Origin of the sequence: Brevundimonas fontaquae (assembly GCF_017086445.1) — a bacterium.
Classification (GTDB): domain Bacteria; phylum Pseudomonadota; class Alphaproteobacteria; order Caulobacterales; family Caulobacteraceae; genus Brevundimonas; species Brevundimonas fontaquae.
Genome location: NZ_CP070968.1, coordinates 1507715 through 1527081, shown reverse-complemented (window position 1 = coordinate 1527081; position 19367 = coordinate 1507715). Strand labels below are relative to the sequence as shown.

Here is a 19367-nt window from a genome sequence, read left to right as displayed (position 1 = left end):
CCTAGCGGTGATCGGCGATGACTTACAGGCCCCGACCTTCACCTTTGGGGTCGAGGCGTCTAGGGTCCGGCCGATGCGGATTCTGACCTCGGACCAGGCCGTCCTCGACCACGTCGCCGCGCGACGCGAGACGATCATCGGCCGTACCATCGACTGGGCGAACATCAACTCCGGCAGCCGCAACGCCGCCGGTCTGAATGCTGTTCTGGATGTTCTGGAAGCGGCGGCGGGCGCCCTGTCCGCCACCGTCGAACGCCTCCCGACACAGGGCTCGACAACCGTCACCGACGACGGATCGGTGCGGACCGAGGCCCATGCCGACGCGCTGAAGATCACCGCCCGGCCGGAGGCCCCGATCCAGGTCGTGCTGACCGGCCACTATGACACCGTCTTCCCCGCCGACAGCCGATTCCAGACCGTCACCACGCGCGCCGACGGCGCCCTGAACGGGCCGGGCGTCGCCGACATGAAGGGTGGGATCAGCGTGCTGCTGGCCGCGCTGGAGGCGTTCGAGACCCATCCAGACAAACATGGCGTCGGCTGGACCGTGCTGCTGAGCCCCGACGAAGAAATCGGCTCGCCGGCGTCCGCTCCGCTGCTGGCCGAACTGGGCGCGCGCGGCCATGTCGGCCTGACCTATGAACCGGCTCTGGCGGACGGCACGTTGGCGGGCGCGCGCAAGGGCAGCGGCAACTACCATCTGATCGTGACGGGTCGCGCCGCCCACGCCGGCCGCGCCTTCGACGAAGGCCGCAATGCGGTCGCCGGCGCCGCCATCATCGCCGCGGCCCTGCACGGCTTGAACGGTCAGCACGAAGGCGTCACCGTCAACGTCGCCAAGATTTCGGGCGGGGGCGCGTTGAACGTCGTCGCCGACAACGCCGTGGTGCGGTTCAACGTCCGGGTGCCGGACAAGGCGGCGGCCGACTGGATCGACGCATCGGTGCGGGCCATCGCCGCCACGCCGCCGTTCGAGGGTCTGACGCTGGATCTGCACGGTGGCTTCACCCGTGCGCCCAAGCCGATGGACGACGCCCAGACCGCCCTGTTCGAGGCGGTTAAGGAAGCGGGCGCCCTGTTGGGCCAGCCCATCGCCTGGAAACCGTCGGGCGGGGTGTGCGAGGGCAACAATCTGCACGCCGCCGGCCTGCCCAATATCGACACCCTTGGCGTTCGCGGGGGCGACATCCATTCGGATCAGGAGTTCGCCTGGCCCGACAGCTTCGTCGAACGCGCCCAGCTGAGCGCCCTGATCCTGTGCAAGATCGCGTCGGGTGAAATAGATGCGGCCAAACTGAAATCCCTGCGGATGGAAACCCTGTAGAATGCTTGTCGTCCGTCCCGCCAGCCCCGCCGATCTCGATCATCTGCTGGAACTGGCCATCCTGTCCGGCCCCGGCTTCACCAGCCTGCCTGAAGACCCCGATGCCCTGGCCGATCGGCTGGAGCTGAGCCAAGCCAGCTTCGAAGGTCGCGTGCCATGGCAAGAGGCCTGGTACACCCTGATGTTGGAAGACGGCGACACGGGCGACATCGACGGCGTCGGCTCGGTCAAGGCGACGGTTGGACTGAAGCGACCCTTCTTCTCGTTCCGCGTCGTCAACAACACCGTCCAGTCGCCCTCGCTGGGGGTGAAGCTGGATCACCAGACCCTGGTTCTGGTCAATGAATGCACGGGTTGGACCGAGGTCGGTTCGCTGTTCCTGAAGGCGGATCGGAGAAAGGGCGGCGCGGGCCGTCTGCTCAGCCAGTCGCGATACATGCTGATCGGCGCCCAGCCCGAGCTGTTCGCCGACAACGTGTTGGCCGAATTGCGCGGCGTCTTCACGCCCGACGGCGCCTGCCCGTTCTGGGACCATGTGGCGCACAAATTCTTCCCGATGGAGTTCGACCACGCCGACCGGATGACCGGCTCGACGGACAAGCAATTCATCTTGGACCTGGCTCCGCGACACCCGATCTATACCGAGCTGCTGCCGGAACCGGCCCGTGCGGTGATCGGCAAGGTCCATCCGCAAGGCGTGCCGGCCATGGCCCTGCTGGAAAGCGAGGGCTTCCGGCCCAATGGTCTGGTCGACATCTTCGACGCCGGTCCGACCGTCGCTTGCGGCCGCGACAATATCCGGACCGTGCGTGACGCCCGGCGCCTGACGGTTCAGATCGTCGAGGGGGTTGAGGCCGAGTTGCCGGCCCTGATCTCAACCGACAGCGTCGCCGCCTTCCGCGCCGTTCGCGCCAAGGCCGACATCGATGGCGACGCCGTTCGCCTGACCGCCGAAACCGCCGCCGCGCTCAAGGTGCGCGGCGGAGACACTGTGCGAGTAAAATCATGACCCGTTTCACCTCCACCGATCCCGCCACCGAAGCGACCAACTGGGAGGGCGAGGCCGCCAGCCCTGCCCAGGTCCAGGCCGCCGTCGACGCCGCCCGCACCGCCTTCCCCGCCTGGGCCGATGCACCGCGCGCCGACCGGATCGACGCCGTCAAACGCTATCAGGCCGTCCTGAAAGATCGCGCGCCCCAGATCGCCGAGGCCATCGCGCGCGAGACCGGCAAGCCGCTGTGGGAAACCAAGACCGAGGCCGCCGCCATGATCGGCAAGGTGGACATCTCGATCCGCGCCTATGACGAGCGCACCGGCGAACGGACCAGCGATACGGCGTTCGGCCGCGCGACCCTGCGGCACCGTCCACACGGCGTGGCGGCGGTGCTTGGCCCGTTCAACTTCCCCGGCCATCTGCCGAACGGCCATATCGTCCCCGCCCTGCTTGCGGGCGACACGGTCGTCTTCAAGCCGTCGGAAGAAACGCCCCTAGTCGGTCAGGTGATGGCTGAGGCCTTCGCCGCCGCCGATCTGCCGACCGGTGTGGTCAATGTGGTCCAGGGCGGTCGCGAGACCGGGGCGGCCCTGCTGGACGCCGGTATCGACGCCCTGATGTTCACAGGCTCGGGCGCGGCGGGCGCGCATTTTCGGCGCAAGTTCGCGGATGATCCCCACGTCATCCTGGCGCTGGAATTGGGCGGCAATAACCCACTGGTCGTGTGGGACGCAGCGGATGCCGAGGCCGTCGCGGGCATCGCCGTTCAATCCGCCTTCATCACCACCGGCCAGCGTTGCTCGTGCGCGCGTCGCCTGATCGTGCCGGAAGGACCGCAAGGCGATGCGATCATCGAAGCCATCGCCGCCCTGTCCGACCGGCTGATCTTCGGCCCGTGGGACAGCGATCCCGAACCCTATGCCGGCCCGCTGATCTCGGCGCGCGCGGCCGAGGCGGCGCTGAAGGCGTTGCAGAAACGGATCGACATGGGGGCCAAGGTCATCCGCGCGTCGGGGCCGGTCGCCAATCTGCCCGGCGCCTTCGTCAAACCGGCCATCATCGACGTGACGGGGGTCGACGTGCCGGACGAAGAGATGTTCGCGCCCTTCTTGTCGGTAACGCGCGTCGCCTCATTCGACGCGGCGATCCAGGCGGCGAATGCGACCCGCTACGGCCTGTCCGCCGGTCTGGTCAGCGATGATCCGAAGAACTGGGACCACTTCATCCGCCGCATTCGCGCCGGCGTGGTCAACTTCAACCGCCCGACCACCGGCGCCGCCGGCGACATGCCGTTTGGCGGCCTGGGGGCCAGCGGCAACCACCGGCCCAGCGCCTATTACGCCGCCGACTATTGCGCCTATCCGGTCGCCAGTTTCGAGGCCGACGCCGTCGCCAACATCGAAGGCGAGATCAAGGGATTGCGATGATCAGCGCTGTCGAGGCCAACGCCGACGGTCTGATTGGGCCGACACATTCCTACGCCGGTCTGTCGCCCGGCAATCTGGCGTCCAGCCTGAACAAGGGTGAGGCGTCCAATCCCCGCGCGGCCGTGCTTCAGGGCCTCGACAAGATGAAGACCCTGGCGGACCTGGGCCTGCCCCAGTTCGTCCTGCCGCCGCATGAGCGACCGAATATCCCCTTCCTGCGGACCCTGGGTTTCACCGGCTCGGACGCGCAGGTCCTGGAGCGGGCCTGGCGGAGCGCGCCCTCGTTCGCCGCCGCCGCCTGTTCGGCCTCGCCCATGTGGGCCGCCAACGCCGCGACCGTAACGCCCAGCGCCGACGCCGCGGACGGCCGGGTGCATTTCACGCCGGCCAATCTGCACACCAATCTGCACCGCAGCTTGGAGCACCGGCAAACGAAGCGCGCCTTGGACGCCCTGTTTCCCGACGCCAGCCGGTTCGCCGTCCATGACGCCCTGCCCGCGGTCGCGCATCTGGCCGACGAGGGCGCCGCAAACCACGTTCGCCTGTGCGCCCAACATGGTGGTCGCGGCGTCAATCTGCTGGTCTGGGGTCGCGAGGCGTTCGAGCCGTGGGACGGCCCCTTCCCCGCCCGCCAGACGCGCGAAGCGTCGGAAGCCATCGTGCGCCGCCACGAAGCCGGACGGCCGATCCTGGCCCAGCAATCCCGCGCCGCCATCGCGGGCGGCACCTTCCACAACGACGTGGTCTGCGTCGGGGCGCTGGACACCCTGTTCTTCCACGAGTTGGCGTTCGAGGACACGGCCGCGACCCAGGCCGCCATCCGCCGCGCGGCCGATGGTCTGTTCGAGCCGATCTTCGTCGAGGTCTCGGCCGCCGACCTGCCGTTGGCCGATGCGATTTCGAGCTATCTGTTCAACTCCATGCTGATCCAGGTTCCGGGCGAGGATCGCCTGACCCTGATCTGTCCGACCGAGACCCGCGACAACCCGCGCAGCCATGCGGTGGCGCAGGCGCTGGCCGCCTCCAACGGTCCGATCGGTCGGGTGCAATATGTCGACGTGCGCCAGTCGATGCGCAACGGCGGCGGACCGGCCTGCCTGCGCCTGCGTGTCGTGTTGACTGAGACCGAGCTTGCGGCGACGAACCCGGCCATGCGCCTGACCGACGAACTGCATGCGCGTCTGTCGGACTGGGCCGGGCGCTGGTACCGCGACGAACTGCGCCCCGCCGATCTGGCCGACCCCGACCTGCTCACCGAGAGCCGGGGCGCGCTGGACGAACTGACGACGATCCTGAACCTCGGAACCGACTTCTACCCCTTCCAGAGAGGCTGATCCGGCCATGACGACCACAGCGCCCATGAGCCCCGCCCGCCGATTGAGAAATATCGTCGGCGGATCGGCCGGCAATCTGGTGGAGTGGTTTGACTGGTACGCCTATGCGGCCTTCACGCTGTATTTCGCGCCCGTCTTCTTCCCCAGCGAAGACCCGACGGCGCAACTGCTGAGCGCCGCGGCCGTCTTTGCGGTGGGCTTCCTGATGCGGCCTATCGGCGCATGGATCATGGGGGTCTATGCCGACCGCAAAGGTCGCAAGGCGGGGTTGACCCTCTCGGTGACCCTGATGTGCACGGGCTCGCTGATCATCGGCGTGACGCCCGGCTATGCCACCATCGGCCTGGCGGCGCCGGCGCTGCTGCTGTTCGCACGGCTGTTGCAGGGGCTGAGCGTCGGCGGAGAATACGGATCCAGCGCCACCTATCTGTCCGAAATGGCCGAGCCGCATCGCCGAGGCTTCTGGTCCAGCTTCCAGTACGTCACCCTGATCTCGGGTCAATTGATCGCCCTGCTGCTGTTGATCGTGCTGCAGAACACGCTGAGCGAGACGGCGCTGGCCTCGTGGGGCTGGCGCATTCCCTTCTTCGTCGGCGCGGGCCTGGCGGTCGTCGTCTTCTGGCTGCGTCGCCGTCTGGACGAGACGCATAAGGCGACTGAGGCCAAGGACGCCCCGAAATCCAGCGCCGTGCAGTTGATCCTGAAACACCCGAAAGAGGCCTTGATGGTGCTGGGCCTGACGGCCGGCGGCACCTTGGCCTTCTACACCTACACGACCTACCTCCAGAAGTTCCTGGTCAATACGAGCGGGTTCTCCAAGAACACGGCGACCGAGATCAGCGCGGCGGCCTTGTTCGTCTTCATGCTGCTTCAGCCGGCGGTCGGGGCGCTTTCGGACCGGGTCGGGCGGCGTCCCGTGATGATCGCTTTCGGCGTGCTGGGGGTGTTGTGCACCGTGCCGATCATGACAACCCTGTCGACGGTCGAGAGCCCTTTCATCGCCTTCCTCTTGGCGCTGGCAGGGCTGGTGATCGTGTCGGGCTATACCGCGATCAATGCGGTGGTGAAGGCCGAGCTGTTCCCCGCCCACATCCGCGCCCTCGGCGTCGCTCTGCCTTACGCCATCGCCAATGCGGTGTTCGGGGGCACGGCAGAATATGTGGCGCTGTGGCTGAAGGGCGCGGGCGTCGAGAGCGTGTTCTTCTGGTACGTGACCGGGATGATCGGGCTGTCGCTGCTGACCTTCATCCGCATGCGCGACACCAAGCACAACAGTCTGATCACCCATACCTGACGCCGATCAGGCCGCGAACCGCCCGCCGCGTTGGGCATAGGCCTGGGTGCCGCGAGTGAAGACCTGGTCGGTCGGCAGGACGGTTTCGATGGCGAGGTCGTCCTTGCCTTTCAGCGCCGCATAGACAGGCCCGAAGTCCTTGAGCGTCTCGTCCTTCAAGGCTTCCAGGCTGTCGATGACGAAATAGACCTGCTGGAAGTCGTCGATCCGGTAGAGCGTCCGCATCACCCGCTCCAGGTCGAACCCCAGGCGGTTGGGCGACGGATCGTCCAGAGCAAAGACGCTCTCGGTCGCCGAGGAGACGATGCCGGCGCCGTAGATGCGAAGGCCTTCCGCCTCCTTCATCAGGCCGAACTCGACCGTATACCAGTACAGGCGCGCCAGGTTCGGCAGCATGCCCAGGCCGGCCGCCCGCTGACCGCCCTTGCCATAGGCCTCCATATAGGCGGCGAAATCGGGGTCGGTCAGCATCGGCACGTGGCCGAAGACGTCGTGGAAGATGTCGGGCTCCTGGAGGTAGTCCAGCTGGTCCGGCTTGCGGATAAATTGGCCCGAGACGAAGCGGCGATTGGCCAGATGGTCGAAAAAGACCTCGTCCGGGACCAAGCCCGGCACGCAGACGACCGTCCAGCCGGTCAGGGCCTGGAGCTTGGGATTGATCACGTCGAAGTCGGGAATCCCGCCGGCGTTCAGATCCAACGCATCCAGTCCCCGCATGAAGGCGTCGCAGGCGCGACCGGGCAGGATCTTCATCTGCCGGGCGTAAAGCGTGTCCCAGGTCTGGTGCTCGACCTCGGTATAGGCGGCCCAGTTCTGGGGAATGGTCCAGTCGGCGGCCGCGCCCTCGGGCGGCCTTTCGAAGACGTGTTCGAAGTCGGACATGGCGTATTCCTCTTTTTCCGCCATCCTAGCCCGGAGCCGCCACGGCTTCCAACCGTCAGTGAATACGTTCGTCCAGCGGTGCGCGGTGGCCCATGCCGTCGGTGGTGAACCACCGCTCGGCGTCGTCGGGCAGCAGCACGGAATCGCCATCTTCGAGAGCGCCCTCAGCCGCATAGGCGACAAAGCCGCCATCCTCGCCCAAGGCGAAGACGCGGTAGAAGGGCTGGTCTGGCCTGACCAGGCCGCTTTCACCGGCCGGCCCCTCATAGGCATGATCGACATCCATCACGACGCCACGAAAGGCGTCGTCGCGGTGGCGGACAATTTGGCCGATGGCGAAACGTGCGGTCTGAATGCGGGTCATCGCACTTCATACGATTCAGCGCATGACCCCAATGCCTGCCGGTCTGTTCATCTTCCTGACAGAATGGCTTGGCGCGGACGATCCTGGCGGGTTAGGCTGACCAGGACGGGCGCCGCTTTGGACCGCCCACAACGGATGACGGCCCATGCCGGAGACCCACGGCGCGCCCCGACGGCGCGACGAGCGGTCCCAGCCTTCCCGTTCGCGGGATGCGTCGGGTCGAGATGCGCCGCTGTATGGCGCGCTCGATCTGGGGACCAACAATTGCCGGCTGCTGATCGCGCGGCCGTCACGCGAAGGCTTTCGCGTGGTCGACAGCTTCAGCCGCATCGTGCGGCTGGGCGAAGGGCTGTCGCGGACGGGCCTTCTGGACCCGCGCGCCATGGACCGGGCCTATGACGCCCTGGCTCTGTGCGCCGAGCGGATCGTGCGCAAGGGCGTCGATTCGGCGCGACTGAGCGCCGTCGCCACACAGGCCTGCCGCGCGGCCGAGAACGGCGCCGACTTCATAGACCGTGTACGCAAGGGCACGGGCCTGCGCTTGCGGATCATCGATCCCGCCGAGGAGGCGCGGCTGGCGGTCGAGGGATGCCTGAACCTGATCGACCCCAAGGCCGAGGCGGTGCTGGTAATCGATGTCGGCGGCGGCTCGACCGAGATGTCGTGGCTGAAGCGCAGCGGAACCGACTGGACGACCACCGCCTGGATGTCGGCGCCGGTGGGGGTCGTGACCCTGGCCGAGCGGCATCCCGAGCCCCCGAACTCCGGCGAGGCCTGGTACGAGGCGATGGTCGCCGACATGGGCGCGGCCATTGCAGCGGGTGGGATCGTCGACGAACCGATGCTGGACCTGTTCCGGCAGAACCGGGCGCATCTGGTCGGCACTTCGGGCGCAATCACCAGCCTGGCGGGCATCCACCTGAACCTGCCGCGCTACAATCGCGACCGGGTCGATGGCTTGTGGATGACGCGCGCCGACTGCGAGGCGGCGGCGGATCGGCTGAAGGCGCTGGGGCCGGACGGCCGTGCGCGCGAGGCCTGCATCGGTCCCGATCGGGCGGACCTCGTTTTGGCAGGCGCCGCCATCCTGGAGGCGGTGCAGCGCGCCTGGCCGTCGGAACGGGTGCGGGTCGCGGATCGGGGCCTGCGCGAAGGCCTGCTGCTGCAAAGGATGCGCGAAGACAAGAAGCCGCCGAGGGGACGGCGTCGTCGGCGCGGACGGGGCCGGTCGGGCCCCGCCGCCTGATCAGGCGGCGGGCGTGACGCGCACCGGCAGTTCGATGTCGCAGACCGAGAAATCCGCGCCACGCGCCTGACGCGCCTGCTGCGCCAGGGTCTGGAAGGTGGCGGAGTTGGTGTTCAGGACGGCCGCCGTCGGACGTTCGGCTGCGGGCAAATCCGACGCCACGCGGACGCGGGTCATCTGATCCGGCCCCTGCACCAGGCCATCCGGCGTGTCGCTGGCCTTCAGCGATCGCACGACGTCCAGACCGGACACGACCCGACCCCAAACGGTGTAGCGCTTGTCCAGCGCCGGATAGGCCTGACGCATCAGGAAGAACTGGCTGTTAGCGGTGTCATTGCCCTCGTCACGCGCCATGCCCGCGACGCCCGGGCAGTATAGCGCCCAACCGTGGACCTTCTTGTCGCTGGTGCCGGACATCAGGGCGTCAGGCTGGGTCTGGACCGGGATGGAATCGACGAAGCCGACTAGGGCCCCCATCGGGGCCGCGACCGGGGTGAAGGCCATGTCCGCGCCACGGCGGAAGGTGAACTCGGCCTTCAGGTCGGGATACCAGCTCTGCCCCTCGCCCGTGCCCAACGGATCACCGGTCTGGGCCATGAACCAGTCGATTACCCGGTGCCAGACCAGGTTGTCGAAAAAGCCGCGCGACGCCAGCAGCTTGATGCGCTCGACATGGGCGGGCGCAATCTCGGGCGCCAGTTCGACCAGAACCCGCCCCTTGTTGGTGTCGATGACCAGCAGGTTCTCGGGCGCGATGGTCCTCCATTCACCAGGCGGCGGCGGAGGCGCGGGAACGGCGGTCGCGTCTTGCGCCAGGGCGGCGCCCGCCGTCGCAGCCAGCACGGCCGCCGCCATCGCCATCGTTCGTATCGTCATCGTCCCCTCCCCCGTTTGCGAATGCGTCAGCCGCCCGTCACTTCGGCGACCGGCTGAACATCGCAGACGCTGAAGGCGCCGCCGCGCCCGGCGCGCGCCGTGGCGATCCGTTCTGCGAAGGCGGCGCTGCCGGCGTTCAGCACGCGCACCGTCGGACGCTCGGCTTCGGGCAGGGCCGAGGCCATGCGGACGCGGGTCATGGTGTCGGGATCGGTCACCTTGCCGTCCTCGGCGTCCGAACCCTTCTTCAGCTTGCCGACCACATCCAGGCCGGACACCACGCGACCGAAGGCGGTGTAGATACCGTCCAGCTGTTCGCGCGCGCCCATCATCAGGAAGAACTGGCTGTTGGCGCTGTCAGGCGAACCCGAGCGGGCCATGCCCAGCACGCCGGGACAGAACAGGCCGTGGGCGTCGACCTTGAAGTCGGCGGTGACCATCATCTGCGCGTCGGGCTGGGTCTGGACCGGCAGATCGCCGACCAGACCGCGCACGCCCGCGCCGACGCTGGGCACAGCGACGAAGCCGGCGTCGCGCCCACGACGGAAGCTGAACTCGGCCTTCAGGTCCGGCAGTTCGCTGCCGCCCTCGCCCGTGCCCTTCGGATCGCCGGTTTGCGCCATGAAATCAGGGATGACGCGATGGAACTTCAGACCATCGTAGAAGCCTTGGTTGGCCAGGGTCCGGATGCGTTCCGCATGGTTGGGCGCGGCGACGGGGATCAGTTCGACCAGCACCCGGCCCTTCGACGTATCGATAACGAGCAGGTTTTCCGGCGCAATGGTGCGCCAGTCGGACGCCGCCGGCGCCGTTTGCGCCACAGCGGGGGCCTGGGCCGCTCCAGCCGCGAGAAGAGCGGCGACGGTCGCTGCGATGATGGCCTTGCGCATGGTCTTGTCTACCCTAACCGTTCTTGACCTTGGCCCGCACGCGCTCGGCGATGGCGGGGCTGACGAAACTGTCGATCGCGCCGTCCAGTCGGGCGATCTCCTTGACGAGCCGCGAGGCGATCGCCTGATGGCGCGGATCGGCCATCAGGAATACGGTCTCGATGTCCTGATTGAGGCGCTGGTTCATGGCCGTCATCTGGAACTCGTATTCAAAGTCCGCGACGGCGCGCAGACCCCGGATGATGACGCTGGCGTCCAGCTCTTCGGCGAAATGCATCAGCAGGGTCGAAAACGGCTGGACCACGATGTCGCCGCCGAGGGGCGCCATCTCGGCCTTCAGCATCTCGACCCGTTCGGCGGTGGAGAACAGCGGCCCCTTGTCGTCGTTCTGGGCCACGCCGATGACCAGTCGGTCCACCAGCTTCAGCGCGCGCTTGATTATGTCGGTATGCCCGTTCGTCACCGGGTCGAAGGTGCCCGGATAAAGTCCGATGCGCATGCGTGTCTCCCCGGCCTGTCGCGTGGCGTCAGCGTCGTTTAGCAGGTGCGAAATCAGCGGCCTAGCCGGCTGACGCCATCGTCATCGTCGCGATCCGCGATGGGCTGGGGCGCCTGGGCGCTCCACGCCGCTGCGACCTTGGCGAGCAGGACCGGATCATTGGCGAAGGTGGCGTCGTCGATGGCGGTGATCGGACAGACGGGCGTGGCGCTGTTGCACAGGAAAGCGCCGTCGAAGGCGCCGATCTCGTCGAGACGGATCGGCCGCGTTTCACGGGTCAGCCCGACCTCGCGCAGCCCGCGCGTGATCAAGGCCTGGGTTACGCCCGCCAGCATCGGGGCCTGGGGCCAGACGATCCGGTCGCCTTGGACGAAGCCGATGTTCCACAGCGTGCCCTCTGACACTCGCCCTTCACGCTCCAAAAACAGGGCGTCATCAAACCCGGCGGCGCGCGCGGCGCGGCGGGCCCAAATCAGGCCGAAGGTGGCGAGATGCTTCAGATGCGCCGCATCGCGCTCATAGGGCATGGCGGTGATCCGCACCCGGTTCGCCAGCGGCGGCGGCGCAGGAGAGACACTGGTCATCACCTTCGGTCGGCCGACATAGGTCGGGTTGCGATGACCGACCTCCGGCGAGAACAGGCTGACACGCAGCCAGCAGGCGTCTCGGCCGGCGACGGCCAGCGCCATCAGACGCCGGAACTCCGCCTCGCCGGGGCTTTCGCCGAAAAGTTCGACGGCGGCCTGCTCCAGACGCGCGAGGTGGAGGTCGAGGCCGCGCGCGGCGCCATCCTCGACGCGGAAGGAGGTATAGGCGCCGTAGTTGACCAAGGCCTGGTGCGCCAGGTCGTCAGGCGTGGCGGGAAGGCCGTCGATCAGAATCGTCGCGCTCAAACGACCCTTCCCTGCTCTGCTGCGCGGAGGCGGATCAGGCCTCGCCGCCGTCTTCTCCGCCGACATCGGCATCATCCGCGCCGCCGCTTTCCGGCAGACGTTCAACCGAGACGACCTTTTCATCCTTGCCGGTGCGGAAGATGGTGACGCCCTGGCTGGAGCGGCCGACGATGCGGACCTGGTCGATGCGCGTGCGGATCATCTGACCGCCCGAGGTGACCAGCAGAAGGTCGTCCGTCTCCTCGACCGGGAAGGCCGCCGCCAGACGCGTGCCCGCGCGACCGCCCAGGCCGTGAGCCGTCAGGCCCTGGCCGCCGCGACCCGTACGACGATACTCATAGGCCGAGGATCGCTTGCCGAAGCCGGTTTCAGTGACCGTCAGGATGAACTGTTCGGCGGCGCCCAGTTCGGCGATCCGCTCGACCGTCAGAGCCGCATCCGCGACCTCGTCTTCGGCTTCGACCGGGGCTGCGGCATCCTCTTCCGCTTCCGCGCCGGCCAGGGCCTTGCGCATCGCGTTGGCGTGTTTGACGTAGGCGGCGCGTTCTTCCGGCGTCGCATCCACACGGCCCAGGATGGCCATGGAGATGACCTCGTCGCCATCCTGCAGCCGCACGCCCCGGACGCCGGTGGAGTCCCGGCCCTTGAACACGCGCACGTCGTCGGCCTTGAACCGGATCGCGCGGCCCAGCGCCGTCGTTAGCAGCACATCGTCGTCGGCCGTGCACAGGCCGACGCCGACCATACGGTCAGAGCCTTCCAGCTTCATAGCGATCTTGCCGGCGCGGTTCACGGTGGCGAAGTCCGACAGCTTATTGCGCCGCACGTCGCCGCTGGAGGTGGCGAACATGATGTCGTAGTCGCCCCAGGTCGTCTCGTCCTCTGGCAGAGGCAGGACGTTCATGATGCTGTCGCCCGGCTCGATTGGCAGCAGATTGACGAAGGCCTTGCCCCGCGACTGCGGATTGCCCAGCGGCAGACGCCAGGTCTTCAGCTTGTAGGCCTTGCCGTTGGTGGCGAAGAACAGGACCGGGGTGTGGGTCGAGGCGCTGAACACGCCGGTGATGGCGTCCTCGTCCTTCATCGACATGCCGCTGCGGCCCTTGCCGCCGCGATGCTGGGTCCGATAGGCGTTCAAGGCAACGCGCTTGACGTAGCCGCCGTGGGTCACGGTGACGACCATGTCCTCGCGCGGGATTAGGTCCTCATCCTCCATCTCCCCGTCGCCTTCCCCGATCAGGGTGCGGCGCGGAACGGCGAACCGATCCTTCACGTCGATCAGGTCGTCGCGGATGATGGCCAGGACGTTCTTGCGGTCCGACAGGATGGTCAGGTGACCCTGGATGGTGTCGGCCAGGCCGTGCGCCTCGCCAAAGATGTCGTCGCGGCCCAGGCCGGTCAGACGCGACAGGGTCAGGGCCAGGATGGCGCGGGCCTGTTCGTCGGTCAGTTTCAGGCTGTCGCCATTGATCACAACGCTGCGCGGATCGGCGATCAGTTCGACCAGGGCCATCATGTCGCCGACGGGCCAGGCCTTGGCCTGCAGCCGCTCGCGCGCCTCGGTCGGATCGGCCGACGAGCGGATGATATGGATCACCTCGTCGATATTGGCGACGGCGACGGCCAGACCGACCAGGACGTGGCCGCGATCACGGGCTTTGTTCAGCTCGAACTTGACGCGACGGACGACGACTTCCTCGCGGAAGTCGAGGAAGATTTGCAGCAGTTGGCGCAGGCCCATCTGCTCGGGCCGGCCGTGGTTCAGCGCCAGCATATTGACGCCGAACGAGCTCTGCATGGCGGTATAGCGCCACAGCTGGTTCAGGATCACGTCGCCGGACGCGTCGCGCTTCAGCTCGATCACGATCCGCATGCCCTGACGATCGGATTCGTCACGAACGTCGGAAATGCCTTCCAGCCGCTTCTCGCGCACCATTTCGGCGATGCGTTCGATCAGGGTCTGCTTGTTGACCTGATAGGGCAGTTCGGTGACGACGATGGCCTCGCGGTCCTTGCGGATCTCCTCCACCGAGGCGCGGCCGCGCACGACGACCGAGCCGCGACCGTCGCGCAGGGCGTTGCGCGGGGCAGTGCGGCCCATGATCTCGCCGCCGGTCGGGAAGTCAGGACCGGGCACGATGTCCAGCAGGGCGTCGTCGGTGACGTTCGGATCATCCAGCAGGGCCAGGGCCGCATCCACGACCTCGCCCAGATTGTGCGGCGGGATGTTGGTCGCCATGCCGACGGCGATGCCGCCCGCGCCGTTGACCAGCAGATTGGGGATCCGGCTCGGCAGAACGACCGGCTCCAGCTCCTTCTCGTCGTAGTTCGGCTGGAAATCGACCGTGTCCTTGTCGATGTCGGCCATCAGGGCGACGGCGGCCGGGGCCATCCGGGCCTCGGTGTAACGCATCGAGGCGGGCATATCGCCGTCGACCGAACCGAAGTTGCCCTGACCGTCGACCAGCATCAGCCCCATCGAGAACGGCTGCGCCATCCGCACCAAGGCCATATAGACCGAAGCGTCGCCGTGGGGGTGGAACCGGCCCAGCACGTCACCGACGACGCGGGCGCATTTCGAATAGCTGCGCTCCGGCGTCATGTTCAGGTCGTGCATCGAATACAGGATGCGACGGTGAACCGGCTTCAGCCCGTCACGGGCGTCGGGAAGCGCGCGCGAGACGATCACGCTCATGGCGTAGTCGAGGTACGAACGCTTCAGTTCGTCCTCGATCGTGATCGTGGAAATGTCGGAGCCGCCGCCTCCCGGAACGATCGGAGATGCGGCGTTTTCGTAGCTGTCGTCGGTCAATGAAGCGTGGCTTTATGCGGCCGGAATCGGAACGTGATCCGCTGTGACGATTTCTAGCATTCCAGGGCCTCGGTGGCAAAGCGACGTCGCCGTGAAAGCCCGTCTCTGAAAGGACTTTCGACATGCGCGCCACCCGCCTCGCCGCCGCCCTTCTCCTCACCTCCCCCTTGGCCCTGACAACCGCCTGCGCCGCGACCGGAAACGCGCCCCAAGCGGCCGTCGAACGCGCGCCCGTCGGCGCGACGGGACAGGCCGTTCTGATCAACGCCTCCGGCGCCAATATCGGCCGCGTCGACCTGCGTCAGGGGCCGACCGGCCTACTGATGAAGATCGAGGCTTCAGGCCTGACGCCCGGTTGGCACGGCATCCACATCCATGCGACCGGCGAATGCGCCGCGCCCTTCACCTCTTCCGGCGCCCACATCAACCACGGCGAGCCCAAGGCCCCGCACGGCCTGTTGAACGCCGCCGGGCCGGACGACGGCGACCTGCCCAACGTCTGGGCCGGTGCGGACGGCAAGGTGAACGCCGAGCTGTTCACGACCCGCGCCCGGATCTCGTCCGAAGGCCCCGGCCAATGGCTGTGGGACGCCGACGGCTCGGCCATCATCATCCACGCCAACCCCGACGACCATTCGACCCAGCCCATCGGTGGCGCCGGCGACCGGGTGGCCTGCGCCGCGCTCAGCGCAAGCTAAGTCTTTCTACGAGACAGAAGATGGCCCGCTGGACAGCGTTCAGCGGGTCTCTTTTTGTGCGAGCAGACGGCGGATCAGTTCGGTCTGCTCCTCCTGCAGGGCGGTCATGTGCTCGACCTTTTCCAGCAGGGCCATGATCTCGATCTCGGCCTTCAGATTGACCTGATAGTCATTGCCCGCATCCAGTCGATCCTTCGCCGCCTGGCGGTTCTGACTCATCATGATGACCGGCGCCTGGATCGCCGCCAGCATCGACAGGACCAGGTTCAGGAAGATGAAGGGATAGGGGTCGAAGGCTTCCTTGCGCAGCAGCAGGTTCAGCCCGGTCCAGATCGCTAGGAAGACGCCGAACGCGATGATGAACGGCCACGAACCGCCGAAGGCCGCAACCCGATCGGCCAGCCGCTCTCCAAAGGTTTGGCGGTCGTCGAAGGTCTCGTTGATGTCTTCGGAAACGGGGCGACGATCGGCGGTGCTCTGAACGACGACGGCTTCGTTCGCCGGAAGATCGTGCTTCGCCTTGCCCAGCCAGCGGCGGGAGACGTGGTCGGCGTCGAGGGGGGCGTGGTGCATGGCGGGCTCCTGATACGATCAGGAACAGATCAAGCCTTGGCGGCGCCGGCGCGCAAGCCCCGTTCGGCCAGGGCCACAAGGGCGACCCCGCCCATGGTGATGGCCGACCCCGTCAGAATCTGCGGCGTCAGGATGTCGCCCATGAAGCTCCAGCCGATGAACATCGACACCACCGGCGTGACCAGCAGATAGGGCGTCACCCGCCCCGCCTCGCGCCGCTGCACCAGCCAGAACAGCAGGGTGGTCGCCAGCACGGACGACACGACGCCCGCCCACAGCAACGAGGCCCAGACCATGGGCGTAGCGCTCTTCACCGCCTCCCACTGGCCATGCTCGAACACCGCCGAACCAAAGGCCATGACGGGAAAGGCGCCCAGCGCCAGCAGACCCTGCATCTTCAGCGGCGGGATGGAGGTGGTGCGGCGCGCCACCACCGTGGTCACGCCCCAGGCGGCGCCGGCCGCGATGGCGACCAGAATGGCCTTCCAGTCCTGCAGCGCATGGGCGTCCAGCGTCATCCACGCCACGCCGACGAAGGCCACGCCCATGCCGACCAAGGCCGCCTTTGACAGCCGCTCGCCCAGGATCAGGAAGGCGAACAGGGTGGTGAAGGGGATCCAAAGCTGGTTGGCCACGGTCACGGGGCTGACGTCCGTCGCCAGCCAGTAGGCCGTGTAGGCCAGGCCGTACTGGATCGGCCCGCCGATGATGACGATCAGCATCAGGCTCTTCCAGTCCGGGAAGGGCGGCCGCACGAAGGCGATCAGACAGGCCGTGGCGATGCCGAACCGGATGGCGCCGACCAACAGCGGCGACAACTCCTGCGTCGCCAGCTTGGCCCCGGCGTTGTTGACGCCCCACACCACGATGATCGCCACGATGGCGGCGATCTCCAGCCCGGTGAGAGCGTGAGGCCTCTTGGGCAGCGGCGCGGGCGCAGGCGCAAATTCGGAACGGACGTCGGTCATGACCGCCCTATGACACGGCCCGCCCGCCGCGTCGGCTCACTTTGGATGACCTCAGGTTTCCGCTCAGAAATCCGGCTTGGCGACCATCAGCCAGTAGATGGCCAGGACGCCGGCGAAGGCGGGCCAGCCCAGGGCGAACCACCAACGGAACAGCCGATGATAGGCGGATGGTAGGGCGGCGCCCTCCCCTGCCGCACGTTCGGCCAGCTTCATCATCCGGTACTGGATCCACACGACTGGCAACCAGCAGACGCCGATCAGGACATAAAGCCCATAGGCGGCCAGCAGCCACGGACTGGTCAGGGACCAGCCCTGCAGATGGATCAGGCCCAGGCCGCTGATCGGCTGGATCACCACGGCGGTCGCGGTGAAGACGAAATCAGCCAGAACGACGATGCGGCCGACCTCGGCGGCGGTCCTGGCGTCCTTTGTCGCGTGAGCGCGCAGCATGAAGAAGGCGATGCCGGCGCCTGTTCCGAACAGCACCGCGCCCGACAGGATGTGAACGATCTTGAGCAGCACATAGGCGGTCATCGGCGCGCGTCCGTCGCCGCCACGAACAGGCAAAGGGCCATCATCGGCAGGACCTTGAGCCATGGTCCCAGCGGATCGATCCAGAAGTGCGGCAGGCTGAGCGTCGCGGCCGTCAGATAGCCGACGGTGGCCAGCCACATGAAGATCGCCACCCGCGCCGTCCACGGCCGCACGAACAGCATCAGTCCCAGCACCACGTCCAGCAGCGCGCCCCACCAGGCGATGGGGCCGGCCATGAGGTCGTAACCGCCCTCATGCAGGATGGCGACGGCGCGATCCCAACCCGGGCCGAAGCTGATCAGGCCGGTGATCAGCCAGAACAGGCCCAGGGTCACGATGGAGATCGGCCGTACGAACCAGAGCCGCGCGTGCCAGACGTCCTGAACCGAGGCTGGGGTCTCGGCCAGAAAGCGGGTGAACCCGCGCGACGAAACGCCAAGCGCCTGCGCCCAGCCGCTGTCGCGGCCGGACACGTCATGATCCATCTGTTTGATCGCCGTCGTGCGGATCGGCGAGGACCAGCCCAGCCGACCCAGCAGATCTCCGATCGCCAGGGCGGGCGCGGCCAGGACACGCGGAACGCGGATCACCGGCGCCGGGCTCAACCCCATCCAGCCGCGATACAGGCGCACTGTCTCGACCATTGTCACCGGCTCCGGCCCCGGCATATCAAGCGTCCGATGCGACGGCGCGGCGGGTTTCAACGCCGCGACGACGGCGGCGGACAGGTCGCCCAGCGGGATCGGGCTGAAAATCTGGTCGCCGCCCACGACCGGGCTGAACAGTGGAAACGCCGCCAGCGCCCGGATGAGTCCGGTGCCGCCGAACGCCGCGCGGTCCACCACCAGCGACGGCCGCAGGATCAGCCAATCCAGCCCGCTGGCATCGATCATCCGCTCGGTCTCGGCCTTTGTGCGGGCGTAGTCGGTGCCGGCCTCGTCGTCCGCGCCGACGGCGGAGATATGCACCAGCCGCCGCACGCCCGCCGCCTCGCACGCCGCGATCAAGGCGCGTGGGCCGTCGACATGGGCGGCGCGCGTGCTGTCGCCGGCCCCATTCTGAAGCACGCCGACGCAGTTCACCACCGCCTCCACGCCTACCAGCAGAGGCGCCCAGGCCTGGGGTGTCGTCAGCTTGGCGAAGTCGGCGACGACCCAGTCGAACGTCGGCGCGCGACGGGCGGGTTCGGCGATGCGGCGCGCCCCGGCGCGAACGGACCAGCCGGCCGACGACAGGGCCGCCGCCACATGCGAGCCGATGAAGCCGTTGGCCCCCAGCACCAGCACGCGTCCACTCATCCCAGCACCCGGTCCGTCAGATCGGCGCCTTCTGGCGGCATGGCGCACCAGGCCGCGCCGGGAAACCGGCGGCGGCGACGCGCGATAAAGTCATAGAGGGTGTCGCGGAGGATCCGCGGCACGATCCGCCCGACGACAGCCAGCCGATAGGGCGGCGGCAGCAGGGCGGCGATGCCCAGAACGCCGTCGGACCGCTCGCGCGCCACGCCGTCCTGGATCAACAGCATCGTATAGGGATCGTCGGGATCGACGCCGTAGTGCACGAGAAGCTCCCGCCCCAGAGGCGACTGCGTCGGCGCGAGCCGGACCCTCCCTGCCCTGTCATGCTTCAGAATCTTGCGCGCCGAGCCGGAGCAGAGCGCGCAGTCGCCATCGAACAGAACCAGGGGCCGGTCGTCCGGAAAGGCCGGAACGGCGGGATCCTCACGATAACTGTAAGGCCCCCGCCCCAACGGTCTGCC

The 19367-nt window shown here is 67.6% G+C and carries 19 protein-coding genes; 7 read left to right on the top strand and 12 right to left on the bottom strand.

Annotated elements, in window-relative coordinates; all coding sequences use genetic code 11:
• Positions 1 to 73 precede the first annotated feature (73 nt).
• The 5 genes from JX001_RS07440 to JX001_RS07420 are packed head-to-tail and all read left to right on the top strand — an operon-like array spanning position 74 to position 6373.
• Positions 74 to 1324, top strand: coding sequence for a hydrolase (locus JX001_RS07440; RefSeq protein ID WP_205682938.1), 1251 nt, complete (start codon positions 74 to 76; stop codon positions 1322 to 1324).
• A 1-nt stretch (position 1325) separates the two neighbouring features.
• Positions 1326 to 2333, top strand: a complete 1008-nt coding sequence (locus JX001_RS07435; RefSeq protein ID WP_205682937.1) for an arginine N-succinyltransferase — start codon at positions 1326 to 1328, stop codon at positions 2331 to 2333.
• The gene (gene astD, locus JX001_RS07430) at positions 2330 to 3745 is read left to right on the top strand and encodes a succinylglutamate-semialdehyde dehydrogenase (protein WP_205682936.1); all 1416 of its coding nucleotides are present in this window, start codon (positions 2330 to 2332) and stop codon (positions 3743 to 3745) included. The genes JX001_RS07435 and astD overlap by 4 nt, the downstream gene beginning before the upstream one ends.
• Complete coding sequence (gene astB / locus JX001_RS07425) at positions 3742 to 5079, top strand: N-succinylarginine dihydrolase (RefSeq protein ID WP_205682935.1); 1338 nt, start codon at positions 3742 to 3744, stop codon at positions 5077 to 5079. The genes astD and astB overlap by 4 nt, the downstream gene beginning before the upstream one ends.
• A 7-nt stretch (positions 5080 to 5086) precedes the next feature.
• Positions 5087 to 6373 carry an MFS transporter gene (locus JX001_RS07420; protein WP_241004796.1) on the top strand — a complete coding sequence of 429 codons (1287 nt, stop codon included), beginning with the start codon at positions 5087 to 5089 and terminating at the stop codon, positions 6371 to 6373.
• 6 nt (positions 6374 to 6379) lie between these two features.
• Here JX001_RS07420 and phhA read toward each other — a convergent pair whose 3' ends face one another.
• Positions 6380 to 7255: a phenylalanine 4-monooxygenase gene (gene phhA, locus JX001_RS07415; protein ID WP_205682934.1), complete on the bottom strand. Its 876-nt coding sequence runs from the start codon at positions 7253 to 7255 to the stop codon at positions 6380 to 6382.
• 55 nt (positions 7256 to 7310) lie between these two features.
• Positions 7311 to 7619: a heat shock protein HspQ gene (gene hspQ / locus JX001_RS07410; protein ID WP_205682933.1), complete on the bottom strand. Its 309-nt coding sequence runs from the start codon at positions 7617 to 7619 to the stop codon at positions 7311 to 7313.
• A 145-nt stretch (positions 7620 to 7764) separates the two neighbouring features.
• Here hspQ and JX001_RS07405 point away from each other — a divergent pair, with 145 nt between their 5' ends.
• The gene (locus tag JX001_RS07405) at positions 7765 to 8865 is read left to right on the top strand and encodes a Ppx/GppA phosphatase family protein (protein ID WP_205682932.1); all 1101 of its coding nucleotides are present in this window, start codon (positions 7765 to 7767) and stop codon (positions 8863 to 8865) included.
• On the opposite strand, the gene JX001_RS07400 is transcribed toward JX001_RS07405, so the two are convergent.
• The 5 genes from JX001_RS07400 to gyrA are packed head-to-tail and all read right to left on the bottom strand — an operon-like array spanning position 8866 to position 14835.
• Entirely contained in the window at positions 8866 to 9741 is an 876-nt protein-coding gene (locus JX001_RS07400; protein WP_205682931.1) for a peptidylprolyl isomerase, read from the bottom strand.
• 26 nt (positions 9742 to 9767) lie between these two features.
• Positions 9768 to 10631, bottom strand: coding sequence for a peptidylprolyl isomerase (locus JX001_RS07395; protein WP_205682930.1), 864 nt, complete (start codon positions 10629 to 10631; stop codon positions 9768 to 9770).
• A gap of 13 nt (positions 10632 to 10644) precedes the next feature.
• Positions 10645 to 11130 (bottom strand): pantetheine-phosphate adenylyltransferase, encoded by a 486-nt coding sequence (gene coaD / locus JX001_RS07390; RefSeq protein WP_017504115.1) that lies wholly within the window; start codon positions 11128 to 11130, stop codon positions 10645 to 10647.
• Positions 11131 to 11183: 53 nt separating this feature from the next.
• Positions 11184 to 12023, bottom strand: a complete 840-nt coding sequence (locus JX001_RS07385) for an aminotransferase class IV (RefSeq protein ID WP_205682929.1) — start codon at positions 12021 to 12023, stop codon at positions 11184 to 11186.
• A 34-nt stretch (positions 12024 to 12057) separates the two neighbouring features.
• Positions 12058 to 14835 (bottom strand): DNA gyrase subunit A, encoded by a 2778-nt coding sequence (gyrA, locus tag JX001_RS07380; protein ID WP_205682928.1) that lies wholly within the window; start codon positions 14833 to 14835, stop codon positions 12058 to 12060.
• Between the two features lie 122 nt (positions 14836 to 14957).
• Here gyrA and JX001_RS07375 point away from each other — a divergent pair, with 122 nt between their 5' ends.
• Complete coding sequence (locus JX001_RS07375) at positions 14958 to 15533, top strand: superoxide dismutase family protein (protein WP_205682927.1); 576 nt, start codon at positions 14958 to 14960, stop codon at positions 15531 to 15533.
• Positions 15534 to 15572: 39 nt separating this feature from the next.
• Here the strand turns inward: JX001_RS07375 and JX001_RS07370 are convergent, their stop codons facing one another.
• From JX001_RS07370 to JX001_RS07350, 5 genes are all read right to left on the bottom strand, one after another.
• A complete protein-coding gene (locus JX001_RS07370) occupies positions 15573 to 16106 on the bottom strand; it encodes a DUF1003 domain-containing protein (protein ID WP_205682926.1) in 534 nt (177 codons plus the stop codon).
• A 29-nt stretch (positions 16107 to 16135) separates the two neighbouring features.
• Positions 16136 to 17074, bottom strand: coding sequence for a DMT family transporter (locus JX001_RS07365; protein ID WP_205682925.1), 939 nt, complete (start codon positions 17072 to 17074; stop codon positions 16136 to 16138).
• 63 nt (positions 17075 to 17137) lie between these two features.
• The gene (locus JX001_RS07360) at positions 17138 to 17608 is read right to left on the bottom strand and encodes a DUF2269 family protein (RefSeq protein WP_205682924.1); all 471 of its coding nucleotides are present in this window, start codon (positions 17606 to 17608) and stop codon (positions 17138 to 17140) included.
• On the bottom strand, positions 17605 to 18906 hold the full coding sequence (locus JX001_RS07355; RefSeq protein WP_205682923.1) for an SDR family oxidoreductase: 1302 nt from the start codon (positions 18904 to 18906) through the stop codon (positions 17605 to 17607). The genes JX001_RS07360 and JX001_RS07355 overlap by 4 nt, the downstream gene beginning before the upstream one ends.
• Complete coding sequence (locus JX001_RS07350) at positions 18903 to 19358, bottom strand: thiol-disulfide oxidoreductase DCC family protein (RefSeq protein WP_205682922.1); 456 nt, start codon at positions 19356 to 19358, stop codon at positions 18903 to 18905. The genes JX001_RS07355 and JX001_RS07350 overlap by 4 nt, the downstream gene beginning before the upstream one ends.
• Between the last annotated feature and the right edge of the window lie 9 nt (positions 19359 to 19367).

Coding starts and splice junctions, on each gene's coding strand:
- JX001_RS07440 (WP_205682938.1), top strand. CDS start 74: ATGCGGATTCTGACCTCGGACCAGGCCGTCCTCGACCACGTCGCCGCG.
- JX001_RS07435 (WP_205682937.1), top strand. CDS start 1,326: ATGCTTGTCGTCCGTCCCGCCAGCCCCGCCGATCTCGATCATCTGCTG.
- astD (WP_205682936.1), top strand. CDS start 2,330: ATGACCCGTTTCACCTCCACCGATCCCGCCACCGAAGCGACCAACTGG.
- astB (WP_205682935.1), top strand. CDS start 3,742: ATGATCAGCGCTGTCGAGGCCAACGCCGACGGTCTGATTGGGCCGACA.
- JX001_RS07420 (WP_241004796.1), top strand. CDS start 5,087: ATGACGACCACAGCGCCCATGAGCCCCGCCCGCCGATTGAGAAATATC.
- phhA (WP_205682934.1), bottom strand. CDS start 7,255: ATGTCCGACTTCGAACACGTCTTCGAAAGGCCGCCCGAGGGCGCGGCC.
- hspQ (WP_205682933.1), bottom strand. CDS start 7,619: ATGACCCGCATTCAGACCGCACGTTTCGCCATCGGCCAAATTGTCCGC.
- JX001_RS07405 (WP_205682932.1), top strand. CDS start 7,765: ATGCCGGAGACCCACGGCGCGCCCCGACGGCGCGACGAGCGGTCCCAG.
- JX001_RS07400 (WP_205682931.1), bottom strand. CDS start 9,741: ATGACGATACGAACGATGGCGATGGCGGCGGCCGTGCTGGCTGCGACG.
- JX001_RS07395 (WP_205682930.1), bottom strand. CDS start 10,631: ATGCGCAAGGCCATCATCGCAGCGACCGTCGCCGCTCTTCTCGCGGCT.
- coaD (WP_017504115.1), bottom strand. CDS start 11,130: ATGCGCATCGGACTTTATCCGGGCACCTTCGACCCGGTGACGAACGGG.
- JX001_RS07375 (WP_205682927.1), top strand. CDS start 14,958: ATGCGCGCCACCCGCCTCGCCGCCGCCCTTCTCCTCACCTCCCCCTTG.
- JX001_RS07370 (WP_205682926.1), bottom strand. CDS start 16,106: ATGCACCACGCCCCCCTCGACGCCGACCACGTCTCCCGCCGCTGGCTG.
- JX001_RS07365 (WP_205682925.1), bottom strand. CDS start 17,074: ATGACCGACGTCCGTTCCGAATTTGCGCCTGCGCCCGCGCCGCTGCCC.
- JX001_RS07360 (WP_205682924.1), bottom strand. CDS start 17,608: ATGACCGCCTATGTGCTGCTCAAGATCGTTCACATCCTGTCGGGCGCG.
- JX001_RS07355 (WP_205682923.1), bottom strand. CDS start 18,906: ATGAGTGGACGCGTGCTGGTGCTGGGGGCCAACGGCTTCATCGGCTCG.